This window comes from Solibacillus sp. FSL K6-1554 (assembly GCF_038005185.1).
GTDB lineage: Bacteria > Bacillota > Bacilli > Bacillales_A > Planococcaceae > Solibacillus > Solibacillus silvestris.
Genome location: NZ_JBBOSS010000001.1, coordinates 1,765,891 through 1,788,075, shown reverse-complemented (window position 1 = coordinate 1,788,075; position 22,185 = coordinate 1,765,891). Strand labels below are relative to the sequence as shown.

Annotated in this window: 21 protein-coding genes and 5 pseudogenes; 7 read left to right on the top strand and 19 right to left on the bottom strand. The window is 33.1% G+C overall.

Going from position 1 to position 22,185, the window contains the following annotated elements; all coding sequences use genetic code 11:
* Positions 1-26: 26 nt before the first annotated feature.
* Positions 27-449 carry a PhoU family transcriptional regulator gene (locus tag MHB58_RS08670; RefSeq protein WP_340735052.1) on the bottom strand — a complete coding sequence of 141 codons (423 nt, stop codon included), beginning with the start codon at positions 447-449 and terminating at the stop codon, positions 27-29.
* A 237-nt stretch (positions 450-686) separates the two neighbouring features.
* Positions 687-2,336, bottom strand: a complete 1,650-nt coding sequence (locus tag MHB58_RS08665; protein WP_008408902.1) for a catalase — start codon at positions 2,334-2,336, stop codon at positions 687-689.
* 375 nt (positions 2,337-2,711) lie between these two features.
* Here MHB58_RS08665 and MHB58_RS08660 point away from each other — a divergent pair, with 375 nt between their 5' ends.
* A complete protein-coding gene (locus tag MHB58_RS08660) occupies positions 2,712-3,401 on the top strand; it encodes a Dph6-related ATP pyrophosphatase (protein WP_340735051.1) in 690 nt (229 codons plus the stop codon).
* 76 nt (positions 3,402-3,477) lie between these two features.
* Positions 3,478-3,549, top strand: a pseudogene (locus MHB58_RS20290) (3-hydroxyisobutyrate dehydrogenase); the annotation flags it as partial.
* A 238-nt stretch (positions 3,550-3,787) separates the two neighbouring features.
* Here MHB58_RS20290 and MHB58_RS08655 read toward each other — a convergent pair.
* A complete protein-coding gene (locus MHB58_RS08655; protein WP_014824001.1) occupies positions 3,788-4,198 on the bottom strand; it encodes an Lrp/AsnC family transcriptional regulator in 411 nt (136 codons plus the stop codon).
* A gap of 114 nt (positions 4,199-4,312) precedes the next feature.
* On the opposite strand from MHB58_RS08655, the gene MHB58_RS08650 reads away from it, so the two are divergent.
* Together MHB58_RS08650 and MHB58_RS08645 are read left to right on the top strand one after the other, a co-directional pair.
* Entirely contained in the window at positions 4,313-4,702 is a 390-nt protein-coding gene (locus MHB58_RS08650; protein WP_340735050.1) for a carboxymuconolactone decarboxylase family protein, read from the top strand.
* A gap of 126 nt (positions 4,703-4,828) precedes the next feature.
* A complete protein-coding gene (locus tag MHB58_RS08645; RefSeq protein ID WP_340735049.1) occupies positions 4,829-5,185 on the top strand; it encodes a Fe3+-siderophore ABC transporter permease in 357 nt (118 codons plus the stop codon).
* 1,269 nt (positions 5,186-6,454) lie between these two features.
* On the opposite strand, the gene MHB58_RS08640 is transcribed toward MHB58_RS08645, so the two are convergent.
* The 5 genes from MHB58_RS08640 to MHB58_RS08620 all read right to left on the bottom strand — a co-directional run bounded on the left by MHB58_RS08640 (position 6,455) and on the right by MHB58_RS08620 (position 9,511).
* On the bottom strand, positions 6,455-6,925 hold the full coding sequence (locus MHB58_RS08640; protein ID WP_340735048.1) for a hypothetical protein: 471 nt from the start codon (positions 6,923-6,925) through the stop codon (positions 6,455-6,457).
* Between the two features lie 83 nt (positions 6,926-7,008).
* Complete coding sequence (locus tag MHB58_RS08635; protein ID WP_340735047.1) at positions 7,009-7,494, bottom strand: hypothetical protein; 486 nt, start codon at positions 7,492-7,494, stop codon at positions 7,009-7,011.
* A gap of 191 nt (positions 7,495-7,685) precedes the next feature.
* Positions 7,686-8,249 carry a DUF6434 domain-containing protein gene (locus tag MHB58_RS08630; RefSeq protein WP_340735046.1) on the bottom strand — a complete coding sequence of 188 codons (564 nt, stop codon included), beginning with the start codon at positions 8,247-8,249 and terminating at the stop codon, positions 7,686-7,688.
* 225 nt (positions 8,250-8,474) lie between these two features.
* Positions 8,475-8,864 (bottom strand): hypothetical protein, encoded by a 390-nt coding sequence (locus MHB58_RS08625; RefSeq protein ID WP_340735045.1) that lies wholly within the window; start codon positions 8,862-8,864, stop codon positions 8,475-8,477.
* Between the two features lie 206 nt (positions 8,865-9,070).
* Entirely contained in the window at positions 9,071-9,511 is a 441-nt protein-coding gene (locus MHB58_RS08620; protein ID WP_340735044.1) for a hypothetical protein, read from the bottom strand.
* A 251-nt stretch (positions 9,512-9,762) separates the two neighbouring features.
* Here MHB58_RS08620 and MHB58_RS08615 point away from each other — a divergent pair, with 251 nt between their 5' ends.
* The 3 genes and pseudogenes from MHB58_RS08615 to MHB58_RS08605 all read left to right on the top strand — a co-directional run.
* Positions 9,763-10,233, top strand: a complete 471-nt coding sequence (locus tag MHB58_RS08615; protein ID WP_340735043.1) for a GNAT family N-acetyltransferase — start codon at positions 9,763-9,765, stop codon at positions 10,231-10,233.
* Positions 10,234-10,595: 362 nt separating this feature from the next.
* Entirely contained in the window at positions 10,596-11,156 is a 561-nt protein-coding gene (locus MHB58_RS08610; protein ID WP_014823247.1) for a helix-turn-helix domain-containing protein, read from the top strand.
* Positions 11,117-11,983 (top strand): annotated as a pseudogene (locus MHB58_RS08605) (IS3 family transposase); the annotation flags it as partial. The gene MHB58_RS08610 and the pseudogene MHB58_RS08605, both read left to right, overlap by 40 nt.
* Before the next feature lie 162 nt (positions 11,984-12,145).
* Here MHB58_RS08605 and MHB58_RS08600 read toward each other — a convergent pair.
* The 11 genes and pseudogenes from MHB58_RS08600 to MHB58_RS08550 all read right to left on the bottom strand — a co-directional run bounded on the left by MHB58_RS08600 (position 12,146) and on the right by MHB58_RS08550 (position 21,534).
* Positions 12,146-12,918: pseudogene (locus MHB58_RS08600) on the bottom strand (Cof-type HAD-IIB family hydrolase).
* A 208-nt stretch (positions 12,919-13,126) separates the two neighbouring features.
* Positions 13,127-13,438: a hypothetical protein gene (locus MHB58_RS08595; protein ID WP_340735042.1), complete on the bottom strand. Its 312-nt coding sequence runs from the start codon at positions 13,436-13,438 to the stop codon at positions 13,127-13,129.
* A 198-nt stretch (positions 13,439-13,636) separates the two neighbouring features.
* Positions 13,637-14,053, bottom strand: coding sequence for a DUF3888 domain-containing protein (locus tag MHB58_RS08590; RefSeq protein WP_340735041.1), 417 nt, complete (start codon positions 14,051-14,053; stop codon positions 13,637-13,639).
* A 358-nt stretch (positions 14,054-14,411) separates the two neighbouring features.
* Positions 14,412-14,989 (bottom strand): annotated as a pseudogene (locus tag MHB58_RS08585) (GNAT family N-acetyltransferase).
* A gap of 715 nt (positions 14,990-15,704) precedes the next feature.
* Positions 15,705-16,037: a hypothetical protein gene (locus MHB58_RS08580; protein WP_014824011.1), complete on the bottom strand. Its 333-nt coding sequence runs from the start codon at positions 16,035-16,037 to the stop codon at positions 15,705-15,707.
* Between the two features lie 206 nt (positions 16,038-16,243).
* Positions 16,244-16,822, bottom strand: a pseudogene (locus MHB58_RS08575) (tyrosine-type recombinase/integrase); the annotation flags it as partial.
* A gap of 815 nt (positions 16,823-17,637) precedes the next feature.
* The gene (locus MHB58_RS08570) at positions 17,638-17,961 is read right to left on the bottom strand and encodes a hypothetical protein (protein ID WP_014824013.1); all 324 of its coding nucleotides are present in this window, start codon (positions 17,959-17,961) and stop codon (positions 17,638-17,640) included.
* A 274-nt stretch (positions 17,962-18,235) separates the two neighbouring features.
* On the bottom strand, positions 18,236-19,390 hold the full coding sequence (locus tag MHB58_RS08565) for an ABC transporter permease (RefSeq protein WP_014824014.1): 1,155 nt from the start codon (positions 19,388-19,390) through the stop codon (positions 18,236-18,238).
* A gap of 1 nt (position 19,391) precedes the next feature.
* A complete protein-coding gene (locus MHB58_RS08560; RefSeq protein WP_014824015.1) occupies positions 19,392-20,258 on the bottom strand; it encodes an ABC transporter ATP-binding protein in 867 nt (288 codons plus the stop codon).
* Positions 20,243-21,013 carry a hypothetical protein gene (locus tag MHB58_RS08555; RefSeq protein ID WP_014824016.1) on the bottom strand — a complete coding sequence of 257 codons (771 nt, stop codon included), beginning with the start codon at positions 21,011-21,013 and terminating at the stop codon, positions 20,243-20,245. The genes MHB58_RS08560 and MHB58_RS08555 overlap by 16 nt, the downstream gene beginning before the upstream one ends.
* The gene (locus MHB58_RS08550; protein ID WP_014824017.1) at positions 21,010-21,534 is read right to left on the bottom strand and encodes an RNA polymerase sigma factor; all 525 of its coding nucleotides are present in this window, start codon (positions 21,532-21,534) and stop codon (positions 21,010-21,012) included. The genes MHB58_RS08555 and MHB58_RS08550 overlap by 4 nt, the downstream gene beginning before the upstream one ends.
* Positions 21,535-22,185: the final 651 nt, after the last annotated feature.

Below are 22,185 nucleotides of genomic sequence, written 5' to 3'. Positions count from 1 at the left end.
GCGCTTTTATGCGTATTTCATCATCGCTACATTTTTTTATCTTGAGTCGTTCCATCTGGATTTACTTGATACTGCCAAAGTTCCCCATCTTCCCCTCTGTAAATGTACAGATACATAAATGCTTCATCCTCAACAAAATTTATATATAACTGATAATCCACATTTCCTTCTCTAATTGCATCAAATGGGACTCTTTGTATACTTTTTTCATACTCGAAATCATCGTTCACTTTATCGTAAACCCATACTTCATTGGTCTCGAATTCGCCTTCCCCAGCGAAATATTCTGTTCCGAATATTTCTTCTACTTCATCTTTAGTTTGACCTATTTTTGCATTTGCTTCTATAAACTCTTTATCTAATATGGGACTCGAATCTGATTCACTATATACATCTGAACAACCAACTAATAAAAAACTTAATAATACAGTCAGTAGTATCCTTTTCATGCTATTCCCCCATTGTTTGATTGCTACGTGTAAATTTTATTTCAGAACACTTTCAAACTCTGCAATCATTTTGCTAAATTTCGATTCATATAGCTTCCACTGCCAACCGCCATAAAATTAAAAGACCTAAGCCTGGTGTAATACCAAACCTAAGTCTTTTAATTTCGCCAATTACATCTATCTAAATTTAACTTTAGATTAAATCAAAGTCATTCATCCAGGTGTTCTTTTAAATCATTAATACGGGTCTGCCTCATGGCTCTTCTTCACTGCATCTTTTGTTGCCTCATTCGCAGCGATCGTACCCTGACCATATTTAGAAATTCCTGACTCTCTGCCCGGTAATTTACCTTCCTGAGCCATCTTTTCAATTTCTTTCATTTTCTTTTCAGTCGCTTCCTTCACACGGCGGCCGTAATCTTCATCAGCCTGTGTAAAGTGATTAAACATCGCTTCCTGAATACGCTTGTCACAGATTGCCAAAGCATCCGATAAGTTATTTATAAGCTCATCACGTTCCCAGTCTTCAAAACTGCGGTACGTTTCACCTGCTTGGCCATAGTTATTCGGGCGATCAATAGGCTCACTCATTAATGCCGCATTATAAGACGGTTGATGTGGTGGATATGCTTTATCCCCTGCATCACGGTAGCCACCAATCATTGACGGTTCATAATTGATATGTGGGCTTTCGCCGGATTCTTTCGGATCACGAGTATCCATCTGACCACGCTGCTGATTTGTCCGAACCGGTACCTTTGGTGCGTTGACTGGCAATTTCAAATAGTTTGAGCCTACACGGTAACGCTGTGTATCTGAGTAAGAGAATGTACGTCCCTGCAGCATTTTATCATCCGAAAAGTCCATACCGTCTACTAGAACACCAGTACCGAATGCAGCCTGCTCGATTTCTGCATGAAAGTCTTCCGGATTACGGTTAAGTACCATTTTACCTACAGGCAGCCAAGGAAACTTGTCTTCTGGCCAAAGTTTTGTATCATCAAGTGGATCAAAATCCAGTTCTGGATGATAGTCGTCCTCCATAATCTGAACGAACAGCTCCCATTCTGGATACTCACCACGTTCAATTGCTTCATACAAGTCTTGAGTAGCGTGTCCTACGTTTGTAGCCTGGATGGAGTTTGCCTCTTCTTGTGTCAAATTACGGATGCCCTGTTTTGGTTCCCAGTGATACTTCACAAGTACAGCTTTCCCTTCTTCATTAACCCATTTATATGTGTTAACCCCTGAACCCTGCATATGGCGGTATGTCGCTGGAATCCCCCAAGGTGAAAATAGGAACGTAATCATATGCGTCGCTTCCGGTGAACGTGAAACAAAATCAAACATACGCTGTGGATTCGGTACGTTGGAAGCCGGATCTGCTTTAAAAGCATGAATCATATCAGGGAACTTCATCGCATCACGAATAAAGAAAATCTTTAAATTGTTCCCTACAAGATCCCAGTTACCATCTTCCGTATACATTTTCACCGCAAAGCCACGTGGATCGCGTGCAGTCTCAGGTGAATCCTTTGCACCTGCTACTGTAGAAAAACGCACCATAAGTGGCGTTTGTTTACCGGCACCAGAAAAGACTTTTGCGCGGGTATATTTTTCTACAGGCTCATCTCCAACCTTACCGTAAGTTTCAAAATAACCGAAAGCACCTGAACCACGTGCATGTACTACACGTTCAGGAACCTCTTCACGATCGAAGTGCGAAATTTTTTCAATAAAATGGTAATTTTCTAAAGTCGCTGGTCCACGGTTACCTACTGTACGGATATTCTGGTTGTCCCTTACAGGATGTCCTTGACGAGTAGTTAGAATTTCACGTTCCCCATCCTCTTTTTTTGCAACATGTTTGTCTTTGTTCTCTGCCAAAATAAATCCTCCCCTTTAATCAATTACTAAAATACATTGCTTATAATCATGATAATAAAAAACATTTTGCTACTATATCTTTATACCCTAATTTATCTGTTTATAATCAAAGAAAAATTAACTTTGTCCTGTCCCACACTATATGAATACAGGTCTCTGTCGAATGAAGTAGTTTTATTGAGATGATTTTCTCTTTTATTCATCATTACAATTTCAATTTTTTTCTATCAGGATGCAATAATAGGCTATCTGTAAGGTCCAATCGTGATAAAATTAAACAAACAATTAGAGCTATGAAAACTCATATATGAAATATGATATTGGCTAATAACACGAATTGTGAAAAAGTCATTAAATTACAGGGGAAAGATATAAATGGCAGAATTAATGGATTGGAAAAATAGTGCTCACGGGCAAAAATATATAGCTTCTTTTAGCGGAGGAAAGGATAGTGCCTTAGCTCTATATAAAGCAATGATGGTTGGAGAAGCGGTTGGACTGATCGTCATGCTGGAGGAAGAAGGAAAACGTTCTAGATCTCATGGAATGTCTTCGGAACTCATACATGCCCAAGCTAGATCTATAGGTTTGCCCGTATATACTGCAGCTGCAAGTTGGAGAGATTATGAAAAAGTATTTATAAGTCTTTTAGAAAAGGCTAAAAATCAAGGATCAGAAGTGTTAGTAACTGGAGACTTAGATATGCCTGCACATGGCTGTTGGCATGAAAAGGTTACGAAGTATGCTGGATTAAAGCTTGGAATGCCCTTATGGGAAATGAACCATCATGAAGCTGTCGAAGAGTTCATAAATTTAGGATTTGTAACGATTATTGTAACAGTAAATTTATCACTTGGAATGCGAGAGGACGATTTAGGGCGAACGTTAACTCATGAATACGTGAAGGAGCTTGAAGCTCGTGGTATTGACCCCTGCGGAGAAGGTGGAGAGTTCCATACCACAGTACTAGATGGGCCCATTTTTAAACATCCTATTCCAATTCGTAAATGTGAGATTTTTAAGGACGGAGAATATGCCTTTTTACCTTTAGAGCTAGACCAGTAACTTATTAAACCTTGATAAAAGTGCAAAACGAAAAAGCATGTTTTGAAAAAATGATCAAAACACGCTTTTTTTATATTCAATTTATTTTCCTTTTCGAGACAATAAAATTGAAGAAATTGAGAACGGGATAGTTGAAAGTGTTTGGGTTTAAAATCAATTAGGCAGACCTATCATTAAAGTAATTTAATTTAAAAAGCCAAACAAGCAATAACCCCGTTCTAAATTTAGGACGGGGTTAAAATATAGTTGTTTAATTTTCTATATACGTTACTTCACTGTAATCAAAAATATATCTATAAAGTCATTTAAAAATCTAAGGTTTATTCAAAAAATAGCGCCCGATTGTGTAATAAGGATTGCACCATGCAGATTTACAATGTTAGGGACTAAATAACTTTAGAAAAAATGAAATTTGTTTTCGTATGTGCAAATGGGATTAAACCGTCGATAAATAATTCTGCCTCCTCAAACGTAGCAAAGTTCGCTTTCAACATAAAACATGCAGCTCCAGCAATTCGGTAGCAAAAATCGATATTATGTTGCTTTTCAATATGATTTTTAAAATCTTCATACAATGTATTTTTAATTGTAGCCTCGATAATTGAACTAATTGGATAACCACAATTCTTTTTATTCAATTCAATTGTATATTTCGTGATAATTTTTTGCTCCTCTAGCTGTAGTACACGTTCTTTTACTGCTGGTGAACTTAAATGTACACGTCGACCTAATTCACTCATTGATAATCGACTATTCATTGAAAGTTCTTTTATAATTTGCTCATCAATTAAATCCATTCTTAAAAATTCCCCCAATTTTTAAAGTTCTTTTATATTAATACTTTAAATTTCAAATGTAAAATTTAATTTTGAGTTGGTAAAATAAATTATCATTCTTTTGGAGGTAATAAAATGACACCATTTCAAAAACTATTAAATTTCAATCCTACCGTAAAACTGTTATGGAGAAATATTAGCGTAGAACTTGAAAAAGATAACTATCTATCTGCTCAATTGAAAGAAGAAGTACGGAAAACATTAGCACAAGTTAATGGCTGCCTGTATTGTAAAGTGAAAGGGACACCTAATCCACAATTATATGATGAAAAAACTGCAGTATGTACTGGATATGCGGAAGCTTTTCTTCAATCAAAGGGACAAACTTCTCCTTCTGTTACAAATGTTTTAGATAAATATTTAACTAAAGAAAAGAAGGATGAATTATTAACGTTCATATGTTTTATCACAGCTTCGCAATATCTTGGTGCTTTACATCAGCTTCAACCAACGATCATTAAATAACCATATTAGGGACCAGTCAGTAAAAATGAGCATTTACAGTGTTAATGTTCCCAAACGAGGGTTTGGGAAGGTTATACTTCAACTAACGGACCAGATTGCAAAACATGATAGATTGGGGCATACGAAGTGATACAGGTTTTATTTGTTATTTTAATATGGGTTATACCGATTATCCTTCTTACAAATGCATATTTTAAAATGGATGAGGAAGAACGACAAGAATTTAAAAGCGAGTTTAAAAAACCTTTAGCACTTTTTTGTGTGGGATTACTAGTCATAGGCTTTTTGCTATCACTTTCTGGAAATATCCTAGCGATTGGATTGATTCAGCATATTGGTGCAACTATGGTATTTATTAGTTGGTTTACCACAAGTGTCGTAAACTGGAAAAAAGGAAAGACAGATTTTATAAAAAGTGCTGTACTTATTTTGTTAGGCGTTTTAGGAATAGCAGCTTATGGGCTTATGGTTACCTATCTATAAGCTAACGGGGGGCTTTAGTGTAACAAACATTTCAAAACGTGCCCAAACATTGCTTTGGGGGCATTAAATTTGGGGATTATACCTCCATTCATTTTGAATTGGATATTTACTCTTGATGTCTATTTAACAGAAAGTGCATTATTAAATTATCCCAATTTTAAAACGAATAGAGGTGGAAATAATAAAATTCCCCAAAATCTCTCAAATACGTTTCTCCAAATTAATATTACACGGGTTGCTATTAATGACCCTTATAATATTAATATCTATAATTACAAAAAACATAGTTGAGTTTATATTTAACGTAAATTTCCCTGAAGGAAATGGACCTGCTAGTACCTTAGTTATGATTTGGGCTTTCTTTGCTATTCAAAATAAAAAATACCAGAAAGAAACTTAGTTTAAATAGATATAGTGCTATAATTTTACGAATAGCTTATACATCTCATAGCTAAATAACGTTCCCAAATCAAAATTTGGGAATACACCAAAACGCGGGAAACGTTGATTTAATAACGTTTCTCGCTTTTCTTATGGAACATTATTTATACGTGATTTATGCAAGTCAATGAAACGTTACTAAAGCAGCTTTTATAATTGCTGGGCATGATCTTTAATTTGCATAAAAACTTGTATAGCCATTCTTTTATCGGTATAAATCTGAATCTTCTCTTACACTTCCCCAATAAAAACGTTACTCCACAATATGGCCCTATAACGGAAAAACGCGATCTTCATATTGAAGAAACGCGCCCGATTGTTGAAGTAAGGTATATATTTTCACAAGCTGAACATATAAACAAAAAATATAATATTAACTATAGGATAGACGATTATAGTGATTAAAGCTTTTGCTTTCATATTTCTAATTGCACTTTCAGTTATTTCAGGTTCTTCCTTGTATATTCCTCGCCTTCCCATCAATAAGCTTTCTTTGGGATTTAAATAAATCCAAATGATAATACCGTATGGTATAAGCAAAGTTATTATTATAGTTATCCAATCCACTTACAACACCGCCTCAAAGTATATAGTAACTAATATACGAATAAAAATTCTTATTTGTTTCATATTATCTAAATACTATTGTTTCTTTATGTTATATACGGCCCTTTAACTGAAAAACGCGATCTTCTTATTGAAGAATCGCGCCCGATTGTTGAATAGAGTGGCTAACATAATTTTAGATGACTTTATTAGCTATACAAAAAGCAGATTTACAACGTTAAGAATATGCACAATTTTATACAGCAACGCCACTGTAGTACTTTACTGAATAACTAAATATCCTACATACTGTGCATTTCCCCTGCTAGTATCAACGCCGACAACGAGTATGAATTCACCTTTTTCCATAGGTAAGTTGAAAGTTTGTTGTTTTCCATTGTACTCTAATTCAATATTATCTTCATTTTTTAATAAAGAAACACTGATTCTATCCTGATCAAAGTCACCATCTTCTAGGTTAATAGATACTGTATCGCCAGCTTTAAAGGATATAATATTTTGCTCTTCAGCTAAGGCTTTAATATCTTCTGTTTCTTTATTATAAATTTGATCTTCATGCTTCCATTCTATGTTGGCTTCCGCTAAAGTTTGTTGCGAATCAATATCATTAGGATTATACACATTAACTGTTGGTGGTGAAAAATCATAGTCTTCTCCGATACATCCAGCTAGTAAAAAAATAAAAACAAAACCTACAAACAATTTTAAGTATCTATCCATTGTTTCTGTCACGCTCCTTATCAAAAGTGTCTAACTTTTACGGGCATTTCAACTTGATAGGTGCTTTCTTTTATAAGTTCTAACACGTCGTCCCTTTATTCTTCTGCTGTTTCTGCGGATTCTAATGCTTTAATGGAATCGAGAATATTAGTGTTTGTTGCTTTACGTGGAGCTGTTGGAAAAACATCATTCGTTGGTAATGATACAATTGGTTCTCCATGTTCTTCTTCTATATGTATATTCGTTACATCCTTATCTCCTTGTACAATAATTGTGTAATATTCATCCGATTTAGGATATTCTTCTAATTGCTCTTTAATTAAAGTCGTTTCTTGCAGCATCTTTAAAAATTGTTCGAAATCCTCTCCGAAAAGGGCAATTTGTTCCGCAACTTTATCGGAATTTTCATTATATTTATCGATATAAATTCCGTTATACGAACCAGTTAAAGTATCTGCGAGATCAAGCGTTTCGTCTTGTACATTCGTGTTTTGTTCTGCATTTGGTGAAGCATTTTCTTGTTCTGATGAACAGGCAGTTAATAAAAATAACGCCAATCCTGCTGTATATATTTTCTTCAATTTCCTAATACCTCCTTGAAATATTACCACTTTACCATTTACGCACTTTTCAGTCAAAAAGATGATGAATTTAGTCCATTTTAATTAAATAAAGCACTTTTTTGTTCAAGAAAAGCGCCCATAAGCGCGATCTTCTTATTGAAGAATCGCGCCCGATTGTTGAATAGCTATATCATAACAACATATGTAATTTAGCCTTTGTATTTGTTGCTACCCGGTAGTTTTTTTATTTCATACCAAGCTTTAATTGCATCTTCTCGATGATTCGCTTTGTTTTTGGGATCTGCAAAATAGTCTCGGATGAACTGATTGTATTCAAATTGTGAACCTATTTGTTTCTTATACAACGGGTCTTTTTTTCTTTCCTGCTCTTCATTCCATGCATTTACAACATCACGATATGTCTTTCCTACATTTTCTCTAAAATAATTTTGAATATAAGTAGAAAAATGAAATTTAGGAATTTCTGACTTGAAGAAGGCCCTTACAGTTTGACTACAACGGTGATTTTCCGTTATTACTGTATCTAAATTTAAATCTGTAAATATTGCTTCATTTGTAGGAGACTTTCTTTTTTTCAGTGGCTTTTGTATTTCTCCTGTTTGAAGAAATGCTGCTATTCTATCCGTAATTTCACTTTTAGAACCCGAGGCACTCATCCCGTTCTTTCTACAAAAAGTTTGTAATTCCTCTTTTAACCAATAAAAACTTTGAAATTCTTGTACATCCAATTCCAAATTTAGTTCAGGCCTCAAATATTACACCTCCAGTGGTAGTTAGTACTATTATAAAACTTACGTTCTTCTTTTTGTCGTTCTTTTTGATAATATTGACATTCTTCTTATTCGATTAATGTAATATACAAAAAGACGCGTTTCTCGATAAACGCGCCCGATTGTTGAAGATCGTTATGGGTGCCCCCAAACTTTTATATGGGATCAATTGCAATGTAAATTGCATATTTGATATACAATGAAAAGTTACTGCTCAACAATTAAAAATTTATTATCTTTTATATCGTAGTTACCGTATTTCCTTGAAAGTATAACTGTTTTTAGGGCATATTTTTCATCAGCAAATACTAATAAAAAACGGTCTTCTAAAATATCAATTCCCCCGTTATTACCTTTAAATTTAATTTCCATAGATTCTTCAATAACTTCATTTGTTGTATAAGGTCCAAACGTAGCGACTTGAGTCCAATCGAAATCGGTAAGCTCACTTAAATCAATTTGTGTTTCACCATTTTCTAAAAGGGAGCCAATTTCCTTAGCTAAAAGCGTGTCTTGGCTAGCTCCATTTTTTTTCAAGACAGTAACAGCTAAGCCTAGAACAGCAAAAATTAGAATTACATAAATCATTTTTTTCATAACTACTTAAACCTCCTAAATTTCCACATTCCATATTTTAGAAGACGTTAAATAGTAAGTGATAGTTCCAAAAGCATCTTTTGGTAATATCCCTTTAACAGATTGTTATTAAACAATATGGCCCTATAACGGAAAAACGCGATCTCCTTATTGAAGAATCGCGCCCAGTTTGTGGAATAAGGGGGGCATCCGTGAGTACATTTTCCTTAAGCAGATATTGTAACATTCTTATTGAAATAACTTGTTATTCCGAAAACAATTGCATAGAACAATGATAACAATAGCGAATATGAACCGTAATCAAAATTGAATAATAGATTACCCCCAAATAACGGTGTAGTAAAGATTAAGTAAAAAGGATACTGTATGGAAACTATTACATCTAAAATACCATTACCAATCATAACGGATTTAAAGGTTGTGATTACAAATACAATTACCCCTGATATTACACCGAATACAGAGAAAATCTTTAAAAACTTGCTACCCTTTTTAGAGTACATTAGTAAAAAAAACATAAACAATATAGTCGCAGTAATATTGAAAATACCCATATTTATATCTGGATGCTTTAAGGCAGGCATAAAATTTATTAAAAATGCCCATAAATATGTTCCTATTAAAATTATTAAGAGTTTATTTTTCATAGTAACTCTCCTCCTTTTATGAATACCTTGTCTAACCTTTTAATAATTAAATCTTCTCAAAAAGATTTTCAGACTGAAATATTCTCGAAATCTGAATAATTAGAGTAATTTCGCATCATTTAGTGTAATTATACACTAGAGAATTAATTTGTAAATATATAACAGATACTTCATGAGTTACTCTTCAATTTGGTACTATAATTGAATAAAGCACTTTTTATTCTGATTAAATACGAAATGAGGGATTTTAATTGATAGAACAGATAAATAGCGAAAATAAAGAAAAAGTAATTTCGTTTTTCAAGGAAAATTGGGGAAGTTCTGAAATGATTATTTCATCCGGTATCTATAAGTGTGAAAATTTGGACGGTTTTATTTATGAAGAAAATCACCAAATTGTTGGTTTAATTACATATGTAATCAAATGTGATGAGGTTGAAATCATTTCATTAGATAGTATCCTAGAGGGGAAAGGTATTGGGACAGTTCTAATTGAAAAGGTCGAAAATGTAGCGAAGCAAAAACAAATAAACATAGTAAGTTTAGTCACTACTAATGATAATTTAAATGCATTAAGATTTTATCAAAAAAGAGGATATAGAATTACCTCTATTATCCCAGATGCTGTAAATGAAGCTCGAAAAATAAAAGCTTCAATCCCTTTAATAGGCAATGATGGAATACCACTAAACGATGAATTAGAATTGAAAAAAATAATCTAAACAATACAATTTAATTCAAATATCGTTTCAAAATTAAAGTTTGGATTCAATAGTCGGTAAACATTGTTGTAGCAGCGTTTACCGATTCTTTATTGGAACATTGTTGAAATACGGGTTTTATCCAAGTCAATGAAACGTTACTAAAACAGTTTTTATACTCTCGCTCGGCATGATCTTTAATTTGCATAAAAACTTGTATAGCCATTCTTTTATCGGTATAAATTTGCCTCTTCTCTAAGACTTCCTAAGAATAAATGTTGCTCCACAATATGGCGCTATAATTGAATAAAGCACTCTTCTTGTTCAAGAAGGTACTGCACCCCAAAAGTTAGAGTAAAAACTAACTTTTGGGGTGATTTTTTATGACGAAATATAATGAAGAATTTAAATTGATGGTGGTTCAAGAATATTTAAGTGGCTCACTGGGATATAGAGCGATAGCTAAAAAATATGGTGTCGGTGCTACTCCGTTAAGGAAATGGGTACGTGCTTATAAAGAGTTTGGATGTAGTGGCCTATCTGTTAAGAAAACGAAGCAGTTTTATTCTGTTCAATTTAAATTAGATGTATTAAGCTATATGAAACGAACAGGTGCTTCCCATCAAGATACTGCGATTCACTTTAACTTGAATGATCCAACTTTAGTTGCTAGTTGGTATCATCGGTTTTTAAAAGAAGGGATAGAGGGCCTGCAAAGAAAACCAAAGGGGCGCCCATCCATGTCTAAGAAACAAATATCAACAGTGAATAACCAAGAAAAAACAATGTCACGTGAGGAGCAGCTAGAACGAGAAAATGAACTGCTTCGTTTAGAGGTAGCGTATTTAAAAAAGTTGAAGGCTTTTCGGGAGAATCCAGATGCCTTCCTCGAAAAGCCCAAGCAGCCATCGCCTTCGAACTTAAACAAGAAGGATTTCGATTAAAAGATATTTTAATACAAGTCGATATTCCTGAAGCAACGTATCATTATCATATCAAACTGATGAGGCAAGAAGATCCAGATTTAGAGTGGAAAGCCTTGATTTTAAAGACTTTTGAACAGCATAAGGGGCGATATGGCTACCGCCGAATTCATGCGGAATTAAGAGTGCAAGGACATACAATCAATCATAAAAAGGTACAACGAATTATGAAAAACCTAGGGTTAAAATGTGTGAAATTCGTACGTAAATCACGCTATAAATCATACAAAGGAACAGTTGGTAAAGTCGCTAAAAACCTTTTGAATCGTAGATTCAGAACGTCATATGCCCTTCAAAAATTGGTGACTGACGTAACTGAATTTAAATGTACAGATGATGAAAAATTATATTTAAGTCCGATCATGGATTTATATAATGGTGAGATTATTGGGTTTAGTATGTCAAAACGGCCGAGCCTAGATTTTGTGTTAGATTCACTTAGACAAGCACTTCCAATTATTCAAAAGCGTGCAGTATATAGGACAACAATTCATTCCGATCAAGGATGGCATTATCAACATAATACATGGGTGAGAACATTAAGGCAGAACAGGATTTTTCAAAGTATGTCTCGGAAAGCAACATGCGCAGACAACGCGGCCATGGAGAACTTCTTTAGCTTACTAAAACAGGAAATGTATTATGGAGAACAAATCATCTCTTATGAAGCATTACAGAAGAAAATAAATGAGTATATCAATTATTATAATAATGTTCGTATTAAACAAAAACTGGCCGGCATGAGTCCGGTAAATTACCGAAAACATGCCAGCCAATTAGCTGCATAATAAAAACTCTAACTTTAAGGGGTCACTACCGAAAAGCGCCCGATTGTTGAAGAGTATTAAAATGAATGTCCTTATATGAACGTACTGTTCCTTTATTTAATTAAATTTGAATAATCGATAATAGTAATAAAAATTTTTTGTTACTTTAATAATAATTAAACCTCAAATTAATTCATACTTCTTTAAAGCCCACTCAATACCATCCTCACTAGAATCTTTTGTAACAAAATTAGCAGTCGATTTTAATTTTTCGTTTGCGTTCCCCATAGCGATACCTAAGTCCACAAGTTCCAACATATCAATATCATTTTCTCCATCTCCAAAAGCAATAGCTTCTTCCTTTTTAAGTCCAAAATAATCTAGTAATTCCTTAATTGCCACGGATTTTGATACATCTTCTTCAAGTACGTTCACAATATATGGGTGCCAGCGTTTAAAGTGAATTGTAGGAAATTTTTTTTATACTTTTCAATTTCCACATCATCAGCAAATAAACAAAGCAAATAGATTTCATTCAAATGTGCTTCTACATTAATAGGTGGAAATTCCTGCAGTCTTAATGTTTCATAGAGAGCCTGCTGTATTTTTGGACTTTGTACCTCATTCATATATAAAGTATCCGAATAATAAGTAAGGGCATTTTGTTGTTCAAATGCAAATTTGCTAAACAGGCGAGCTGTTTCTTTAGGGAATACAATTTTGTGAATACAAGATCCTTGATGAGTAACATATGCACCGTTAGCCGTAATAAATGTGTCTATTCCTATTTCGACAAGTTCATTACACATTGATAATGGTCTACCAGTTGCTGGTACCACTTTAAATCCATAGTCCAACAGCTTTTTAATCGCTGTTTTCGTGCTTTGAGAAATTGTGCCATCTTTATAACTTGTGATGGTACCATCTACATCAAAAAAAATTATTTTATGTTTCACATTAATCTCCCAATAATTTATGTATTTTTGTATAATTCTAACAAAAATAGGTACAATATGTTATCTCTATTTCATTATAATTGGCTTTGCAAGTACGTGTGTAACTTGTTGAAAGTGTTGTTCAATAATATGGTCCTATAACGGAAAAACGCGCTCTTCTTATTGAAGGTTGAAGAATCGCGCCCGATTGCTGAACAAAACTCCTAAATTATTCCACTTTTTCCAAAGTGAGTGTTTTTATTCCTAGTGGAGAAGTCTCCATTGTTGTACCATCATAACCTACCTTTACCTTGTCTCCTACTTGAAAAGATTCCTCTGGATTTACAGAAAGATTGATATTTACCAGTCCTGATATTTTATAAATTCTATCTGCTTCGATTACAGATACAGTTGCACTTTCTTCATGAACTTCTTCAATTATCCCTACAAAAGTTGCTTTGACATCATTTTCAGGTGAATTACAAGCAAACAACATACTACTTAATAAAAATAAATATAATAAAGAAAATTTACTTTTCAATATTGGTTTCCCCCCTTATTACTAATCGATTAGACGATTCTAATTAAGAATTGTTACAATTCCTTCCTGCACAATCTGGCCCTATAACGGAAAAACACGATCTTCTTATTGAAGAATCACGACAAGATTGTTAAATAACGAATGCTATTATACGGTTAAGAACAGTAATACTCCCAAACATCGCTTTGAGAACTTGTTTCATTCTGGAGGGTACTTATATGTTTTTAAGTGTGTGTGATTTATTAATTTAACTTCAGGTCCATAAGAAATTTCATAGGTCATTCTGTCTTTCCCTATTGGATTCCATTGCCCTCCATCAGTAGGCTCTATATCAAATGTAATTTGCAATTGGAAGCCACGGAAACCATTTACTCTTTTTATTTCAATTATCTCAATCTTCCACGGAGTGACTTGAGGTGAAAAATCCTTTAGAATTTTAGGATGATAATAGCTATTTAAATCTTTTTGAATATAAGGAGTAAGCATTAGCATTAACATATCTTGTAATTGAAGCTCTTCAGAGTCTTCTATTGGTTCACCTGAAGAAACTGTTGCTGATTGAAAAGAAATAATTACAGTTAAAAATAATATAATAATTAAAAACATCTTTTTCATTCTTTCAATACACCTCTTTTCAAACCATTTAGTTGTATTTTCACCTATTTCGAATAAAGTATGTGCTTATTGCATCTATGAGATAACTATACAAATGAATACAAAATAACATTCCTAACTAAGATTTTGGAACGTAAAAAAGAAACAAACGTTGATGTAACTGCGTTTGTTTCTTTATTTTATAGTAACTTTATTTATAAACTTTTTATACAGATAGCATATACAAATAGCTGCATTTATCTTTGCAGTGTTATTCCACAATATGGCCCTATAACGGAAAAACGCGATCTTCATATTGAAGAAACACGCCAGATTGTTGAATAGTATAAGATATATCTCTTTCGAATCTTAATATTTATTAAAATGATCTTTCAAAACAAACACATTTGTGAACACGGTTATTACTTTTAAATTGGTCAATATCGTTTCCAACGTAATGAGTGAAAGTGTTAACTAAATAGAGATTAGGTATGTTACTTTGAATTTTATGTTTCATTTCGCTTCCCTCAAAATAAACGTGGTAATAGGAATCAACCATTTTAAATTTCATTTTTTCATACCATTTTTGAACCCAAAGATCATCTCTTGTCCACGCCTCAAAACGATTAATATTCATTTCTTTTGCTATAGTTTCGGCAGCATAGAGTAGTTGTTGTCCTATTCCTCGTCGAGAAAAATCTGGATGAACAGCAATGTGCCAAATCATTCCACCTAATCCTTCTCCTCTGGAGCAAACTGTTCTTTCTTCTTTTCAAACTCTACATCAATAAGCCCAACAATTTGACCATCTAATTCTGCGACTAGCTCAATTGCCGGATTTTGATAATGTTCTTTCTAATTTAGTACATTATCAAAATAAGCTGTCTGTAAAAATGCAAGTGTTCGGCATCTTACCCAACCAGTTTCATCAGTAACTCTATAGTTTCTAATAATCACTTATATACCTCCGGATTTTAGGAACCACGTAGTTTATAGGGGATTTATACGCTTATCCCTTAAAATTGATTCACCCCGTTTAATTTGTTCGTGAATTTCATAATATATACCGCCTCCTTTACTAACAATTATTTAAATTCTACCATACATCCCCAATATGTAGAGCGATAAATAGGTATTTCACTACCCATAAAAGGGTCTTAAAAAAGAGGAAAACCCAATTCTTATTACAGAATTGCGCCCGATTGTTGAAGTAAGGTATATATTTTCACAAGCTGAACATATAAACAAAAAATATAATATTAACTATAGGATAGACGATTATAGTGATTAAAGCTTTTGCTTTCATATTTCTAATTGCACTTTCAGTTATTTCAGGTTCTTCCTTGTATATTCCTCGCCTTCCCATCAATAAGCTTTCTTTGGGATTTAAATAAATCCAAATGATAATACCGTATGGTATAAGCAAAGTTATTATTATAGTTATCCAATCCACTTACAACACCGCCTCAAAGTATATAGTAACTAATATACGAATAAAAATTCTTATTTGTTTCATATTATCTAAATACTATTGTTTCTTTATGTTAAATATGGTCCTTTAACTGAAAAACGCGATCTTCTTATTGAAGAATCGCGCCCGTTTGTGGAATACCGTTCTTAAACTAAAGCACCCGTTAGCTTAATAAGGCGATTTACAAATATTAGTCTAAAATTACTTCTTTACTCGTACAGTCAACACTCTCCATAGACATAGTAATAGCTTAAAAAACCAATAAAACAGAAAAAAATTAAACAATAATCCCAAAGAACTAAAGGTAAAAACCCATCCACCACGATATACAAAACCCTCAGCAGGAAAACCAAAGAAATGATTCCCGTTACCATCGACTTGATAACCAATTGTAGGTATGAGTGCAAAAATTACAGTTGAAATAAGACTTAAAAGATACAATTTCTTTTTAGTGGAGTTCATTTTATTTTTGGGGCTTAATAAGCTAACTAATACTAATACAATTAACCCAAAGAGTAATAATAAATTCACCATTTCAATCCCACCTTAAATTACACTTTACCATAAGTATCCAAAATACTTCGTGTTCAGCTAAAATGTTGCGTTAGTTTAAGTGTAATCCTTCACAATCTGAATTGCTTTATATATAAGTATTTACCCCTTACTCAACAATCTGGCCCTATAACAGAAGGACACGCAATTTTATACATTGCGTGTCTAAAATTGCTTATAGTTCATTTTCAAAAATATTTACTGTAATAATCCTGTCTTAGTTTTCCACTTAACTGAGCATAAATCTTTGTCGTCTCACTCTTTTCGTGCCCAAGTAGACTTTGGATGACATCGATTGGCGCGCCGTTATTAATCATATGTGTCGCATAGCTGTGTCGTAATTGATGCGGATGTATACACTTTTTTATTCCAGCCCGATTTGATACGCGCTTAATAATATATCTCAAATTATCTATGCTCATACGCCTTTTAGGTTTCCGGTCCGTAATAAATAAACAAGGATCATCATCTTCCCGTTCATCTAAATATCTTTTTAACCAAATGGAGCATCGCGTATTAAAGTATACTTCTCTTTCTTTATCACCTTTCCCTTGTACAATGACGGAATTTGTTCGAAAATCAATATCATGACGATCTAATTTTACTACCTCTCCAATACGACAGCCGGTTGAATACATAAACTCAAATAGCGCATTTTCCATCGTTGTTCGGCAAGCTTCCCTTAGATGTTCAATCTCTATTTCTGAGAGAAACTTAGGAATTCTTTTACCTAATTTCGGCTCTTTCAATTTAGCAGCAGGATTTTTTCTACTTTTGATATTAATACAATCTGTTTAAATTTAGCATCTATATTTTTAAAGAATTTTTTGCAATTTTTGACAAAAAGTAGTACTGTAACTATTTTAGTTTTCAAACTTCATTCCTTTTAATAATGCAGTAAATGGATTATTAATTGGTAAGGTAGTAAGTTCCCAATCATAAATATTCTCATTTAAAGTATAAGTTTTACTTTCCATTGAATCTAAGTTAAAACTTACTTGCCAATTCCACCTGTTTTATCGATGCACAATTTCAACATTTAATGGGCGTTCTAGGCTAATATTATACGTGGTTAAAAAGCTACTCAAATGACATCGGATAGGCTAGAAGTAAATTGAGGGGGATTAGGGTGAAATAAAAAAGATGCCACAGGCTGCAAGAACAGCCAATAGCATCTTAAATGTTACCTGGAGAACTGCAAGAGCAGTTCATAAAATAACATATATAACTTATTATGATTGATAGAAATAAATTTTATCAATCTTGCTTGGACTTTTCAAGTGGGGAAAGTCCCTCATGGTAAACAGCAAACATACTTTTGGGCTGAAATAGCAAAGGGTTATTTAGTATAGATTTTTTATTAAAGTTCGATTAATAATAAGTTGCAAAAGCTGATTATATCCAGAAAAAACCAACTGTTTTGAAACAAAGTTGTTCAAAACAGTTGGTTTTTTATTTATATAGTCTCAATTTTATTCTAGATTTTCATTTTGTAATGCAATTGCAGCAGCAGTAGTGAAATAAACGTAAATCGAATTTTAAAATTTACACCAGTTATATTTTTAAAGACTGTAATTTAAAATTAAACTAAGTGGGTTGCATTTGTAATAAACATCATTAATCCTGCCAATGAAATTAGGATACCAATATAAAAAAACCAAGGATTATCTTCTTTTTCCTTATCAAAAGTAAAATAGGTTACTATACAAAAAACGAGCGTAATTATTGATAGACCTAATTGTGGGAAAATGAAGCCGATTCCACTAAGCAAAAGCCCTATCACGCCATACGGATTTTGAACACGATTATTATAACTATAATTTAGATCTTCCTCATCTTCATCTCCCCAAATATTAAGGTTTTTCATTTTGTTAAGGTACTTAATTATTTTTTTAAAGATTTTCATAATTCCCCTTTTATACGCCTGTGCTTAATTAAATTTAGCCCTTTAAATATTTAATAAGATTATATCTTCTATTCATCAAAGAGCTATCTGACGGTCTTCACGTGCCTTTTTGCATTTGTACTAGCCTTTTTCCTCCTAACCTCACCTCAAAGTTGTTGTTAACTTCTTGAAACGGCTAGGGGTTGGTAGGACCTCTCACCTGTTACTATTATATTACTATTTCTAAAAAGAAAATCTAAAAGTTCTACGAGGGATATCTGATTACTTAAAATAATTAGACCTGGTGATTCTTAAAAGTCTTATACGTAAAAACAATTAGCAGGGTAGATATGATAGCAGCAGTAAAAATCATCATGATGGGTTGCAGTATAGAGAAACCGAATAGATTATAGAATACACCGATTTCAAAATGTTCTGTAGCATTCATTATATTAATAGGAAACAAATTAAGTACAATATCTGCAGTATGAGAAATTTCTGATACATCTACTTTCGGAATGTACAGGGCTGCAGCAGATAAAATAACTGTTATAAATGGACTTTTTGCTTTAGAAGATATGAACAAAGTGATCGCTGCGATAAATAACAGACCGATCAAACTTAAACCCATGGAAAACAGAGTTAATTTTAAAAAAGTGAAATGATATGGAGATTGATAATACCAGCCATGAATCTGTATATTAGCATTTCCCCCATCCAATCCGTAAATTACCGCATGAAAAATTAAATTTACTGTTACAAATAATATATAGATGGCGATTGTAAACATAAATGAACTCATTAGCTTTGCCATGATTACTTTATTTTTTCCATATTTTGTTGTTAAAATGATTGCATCAGTTTTTTGGCTATATTCCTCTGAAAATATAGGCGATAAACAGATAACAATAATTGCACTTACAACTAACGCTATCGATATTGAAAAACTTGTACTTATCCTTTCCCAGCCATCGTAATAATCGAAATAGAAAGGTCCTCGAACCTTTTCGTACATATTAGTTAATTGTTTTACTTCATTATTTGTACCAACAGGTCTTGGCTGATCTGTTGAAGGTCCTTTTAGTATATGGTCATATATTCCATTCAGGTTACCTGAATTTAAGTCCGATATTATGTTAGGAATTCTAACTTCTTGTACACCAATAGCTGGTAAAACACCCCAATATTTAGGGTTATTTTGATTAGCTTCAATATTTATTTGTTTAATATAATCTTCAGTGAGGTAGCCCCTTACCTGTCCTTGGAGATTTTTTTCATTTTCAATCGCCTGAAACCCTCTTAACTTTTCCGTCTCGTTAATATAAGACGTTTCAGTCATTGCGCCTAAGAAAATTGAAGATAGACATATGAATAATGCTGCAATGATTATTAAAACCGTACTGCGCTTTCGAATGATTTTTTTTAACTCAAACGAAATTAGTCCTTTCATTTCATGTCTCCTTCCTAAAATAATGAAGATACAGGTCTTCAAGATTCGGCACAGTATTTATTGCATGTTCAAAGGGCCTTTTTTCAGAGACAATTCTAATATAGACCATATCCTTATCATGTTTTAAATTGCTGACAGTGTACTTTCGTTCTAGTTTAATAGCTTCCTCTTTTGTTACTGTGCCCTCCCATACATAGCCAGCAATACTATGTGTAACTTGCTTTACGCTTCCCTTAAGTAAAAGTTCCCCTGCCTTCATCACAATGATTTCGTCTGCGATATATTCCACATCAGAAACGATATGAGTGGATAAAATAATAATTCGATCCTTGCTAACCGAACTAATGAGATTTCTGAAACGAACTCTCTCCTTTGGGTCAAGCCCTGCAGTCGGTTCATCCAATATTAAGATTTTGGGATCATTTAACATTGCTTGAGCAATACCCAAGCGCTGCCGCATTCCACCCGAAAAAGTCTTTATTTTTTTATCTCTTTCCTGATCTAGTCCTACTAAATCCAGCAATTCTAAACTTTTTTGCTTCGCCTTAAAATGTGGTATTCCTTTTAAGGAAGCGATATACATAAGAAAATCGATTGCTTTAAAATGAGGATAATAGCCGAAATTTTGAGGGAGGTACCCCAATATGTCACGGTAATCTTCACCAAGCTTATTTATTTCGGTTCCATTGTATTTTATTTGGCCAACTGTCGGTTTTAATATGCCGGTAATTAACTTCATTAGGGTTGTCTTTCCCGCCCCATTTGCACCCAGTAATCCATAAATCCCAGAGTCAAGTTCTATTGAAAAAGCGTTAACAACAGTCTTGTTCCCATAGTTTTTAGAAATGTGATTTATTGATAGTTCCATAACATTTCTCCCCCACTTCGCAGTCCTTTAAATAACTTAATCAGTTCGTAAACTAAAGACCCTATTGAAAAGGCCAATAAAACAATCCATATAAATGTTGATGTCAGTACATACCAAAAGTTCAACGTAGAAAGGATTCCAAGCGCACTAGCAATCATTAATCCCGTTATTAAACAACCAATCACAACCCGTTTCCCACGATGTTTTCTAAGTAAAAAAAGATAAATACTGTTTGTGAAATTATAGGGTACGAATAAATACAGCACAGCATTCACAAAATTAATTTCATAAAAAGTGCTCGTAAAGACGACCAATCCTGTTATGATCAATAAGTTAAATACACCTAGGATCATTAGACGTATGGCAATTAATTTTTGTAGGTTAAATTTGCTTGTCGATTCAATTTCCCACATATTATGGCTAAAACTTTTGGCAAGCTCAGGTATCGCAACTAAGGCAATAATCGGAGCTGATACAGATAGTATCGTCATAATGGTTTGATGATCATTAATACCGTGTGTTGAGAGTGCCACGGAAAATACAATGAATAAAAGGAATATAGCTTGAACGAACCATATATAAGGCGAAATGTATTTTATCTGCCCTATAAATAATTCTCTAAAGGGCATTTTGTAGCGAATTGGCGTTTTTTCAAATTCCTGTTTGGCAAGCTGTACCGTTTTATCTATTATTGAATCAGGTGCTTCCAGATTCTCATAGTTTTTTAAAATATCTTTTATTTTTTTATTGTTCAAAATACATCCCCCTTACTTAAATTTTTTTTCAACTTATCCAACCCTTGTTTTAACCTTGATTTTGTAGTGGCTATAGAAGCTCCTGTAATTTCGGAAATTTCCTTTACTTTCATATCTTGATAAAAACGAAGGATAATCACATCTTTTTGAATATCAGGCAAACTATCCAATGCTTTTAGGATAATCTCAGATCGTTCTAATCTATTGAAATTACTATCATGGTCTGGAATATCCAATAAATCTATATCTTCAACAACCGTTCCCCTTTTTGTGTAATAATCATTGCATATGTTTCTTGCTATAATGAAAAGGTAATTTCGAAATTTACCTTTATGAACATAGTTATGTATGTACTTTGAAAGCTTTAAAAACACTTCTTGCGTTAAGTCGGCAGCAACAGTAGCGTTTGTTGTTCTCCTAAAACAATAGCTGTAAATATCGTTGTAGTATTTCCTGATTAGTATGTCGAGTGCATGACTATTCCCTTGCTTTATTTGCCTCATAAGCTTTTTATCCTCCACCAATCCCACCTCCCGAACATTTACAATTTCCCTCTTATATAGTTTAACTATTAAATACATGAAAAAGATTTAAAATTCGCTTACTTTATTTTTTGAAGAACTTTTTATTCTTCCAAGTACAATCTCACCCTATCTTTTTTAAAAATTAGGTTGATGTTGGCCGATATCTTAGTCGGTTGTCTATTTTCCATCAAAAATACACTTTGCCTATTTAATTCTATAAACGCCAACTAAATCACAAAGGATTTGTTCTGAAAAGCAAAGCAAAGGATCAAAAGCTCTATTCTAAGGTCTCACTCAATTAAAAAAGGCACAATTCCTTTTCAAGAATTGTGACCGTTTATAAAAATCATTATTCAACGAAATCTAGGTTCGATTTTATACTAATCAACTTTTCATTTATATTTATATCGTATAAATCAGATTACAAAATTGTTCACCTACTCCTTGTATAAACATGTTTCGTGCAACAGTAAAGGTAATAACCTCTTAGACAGATATTGAAAATAGTTACTCCATTTATTCAACCATTTTATATTCTTTTGTCTTCTCATAATAAATTGCATTATCCACGTAAAATTTAATTAAATCATTAAATATATTTCCTGGTGCAAATAAAGTTACACGAGTAGAGAGTCCTTTAGATATCTG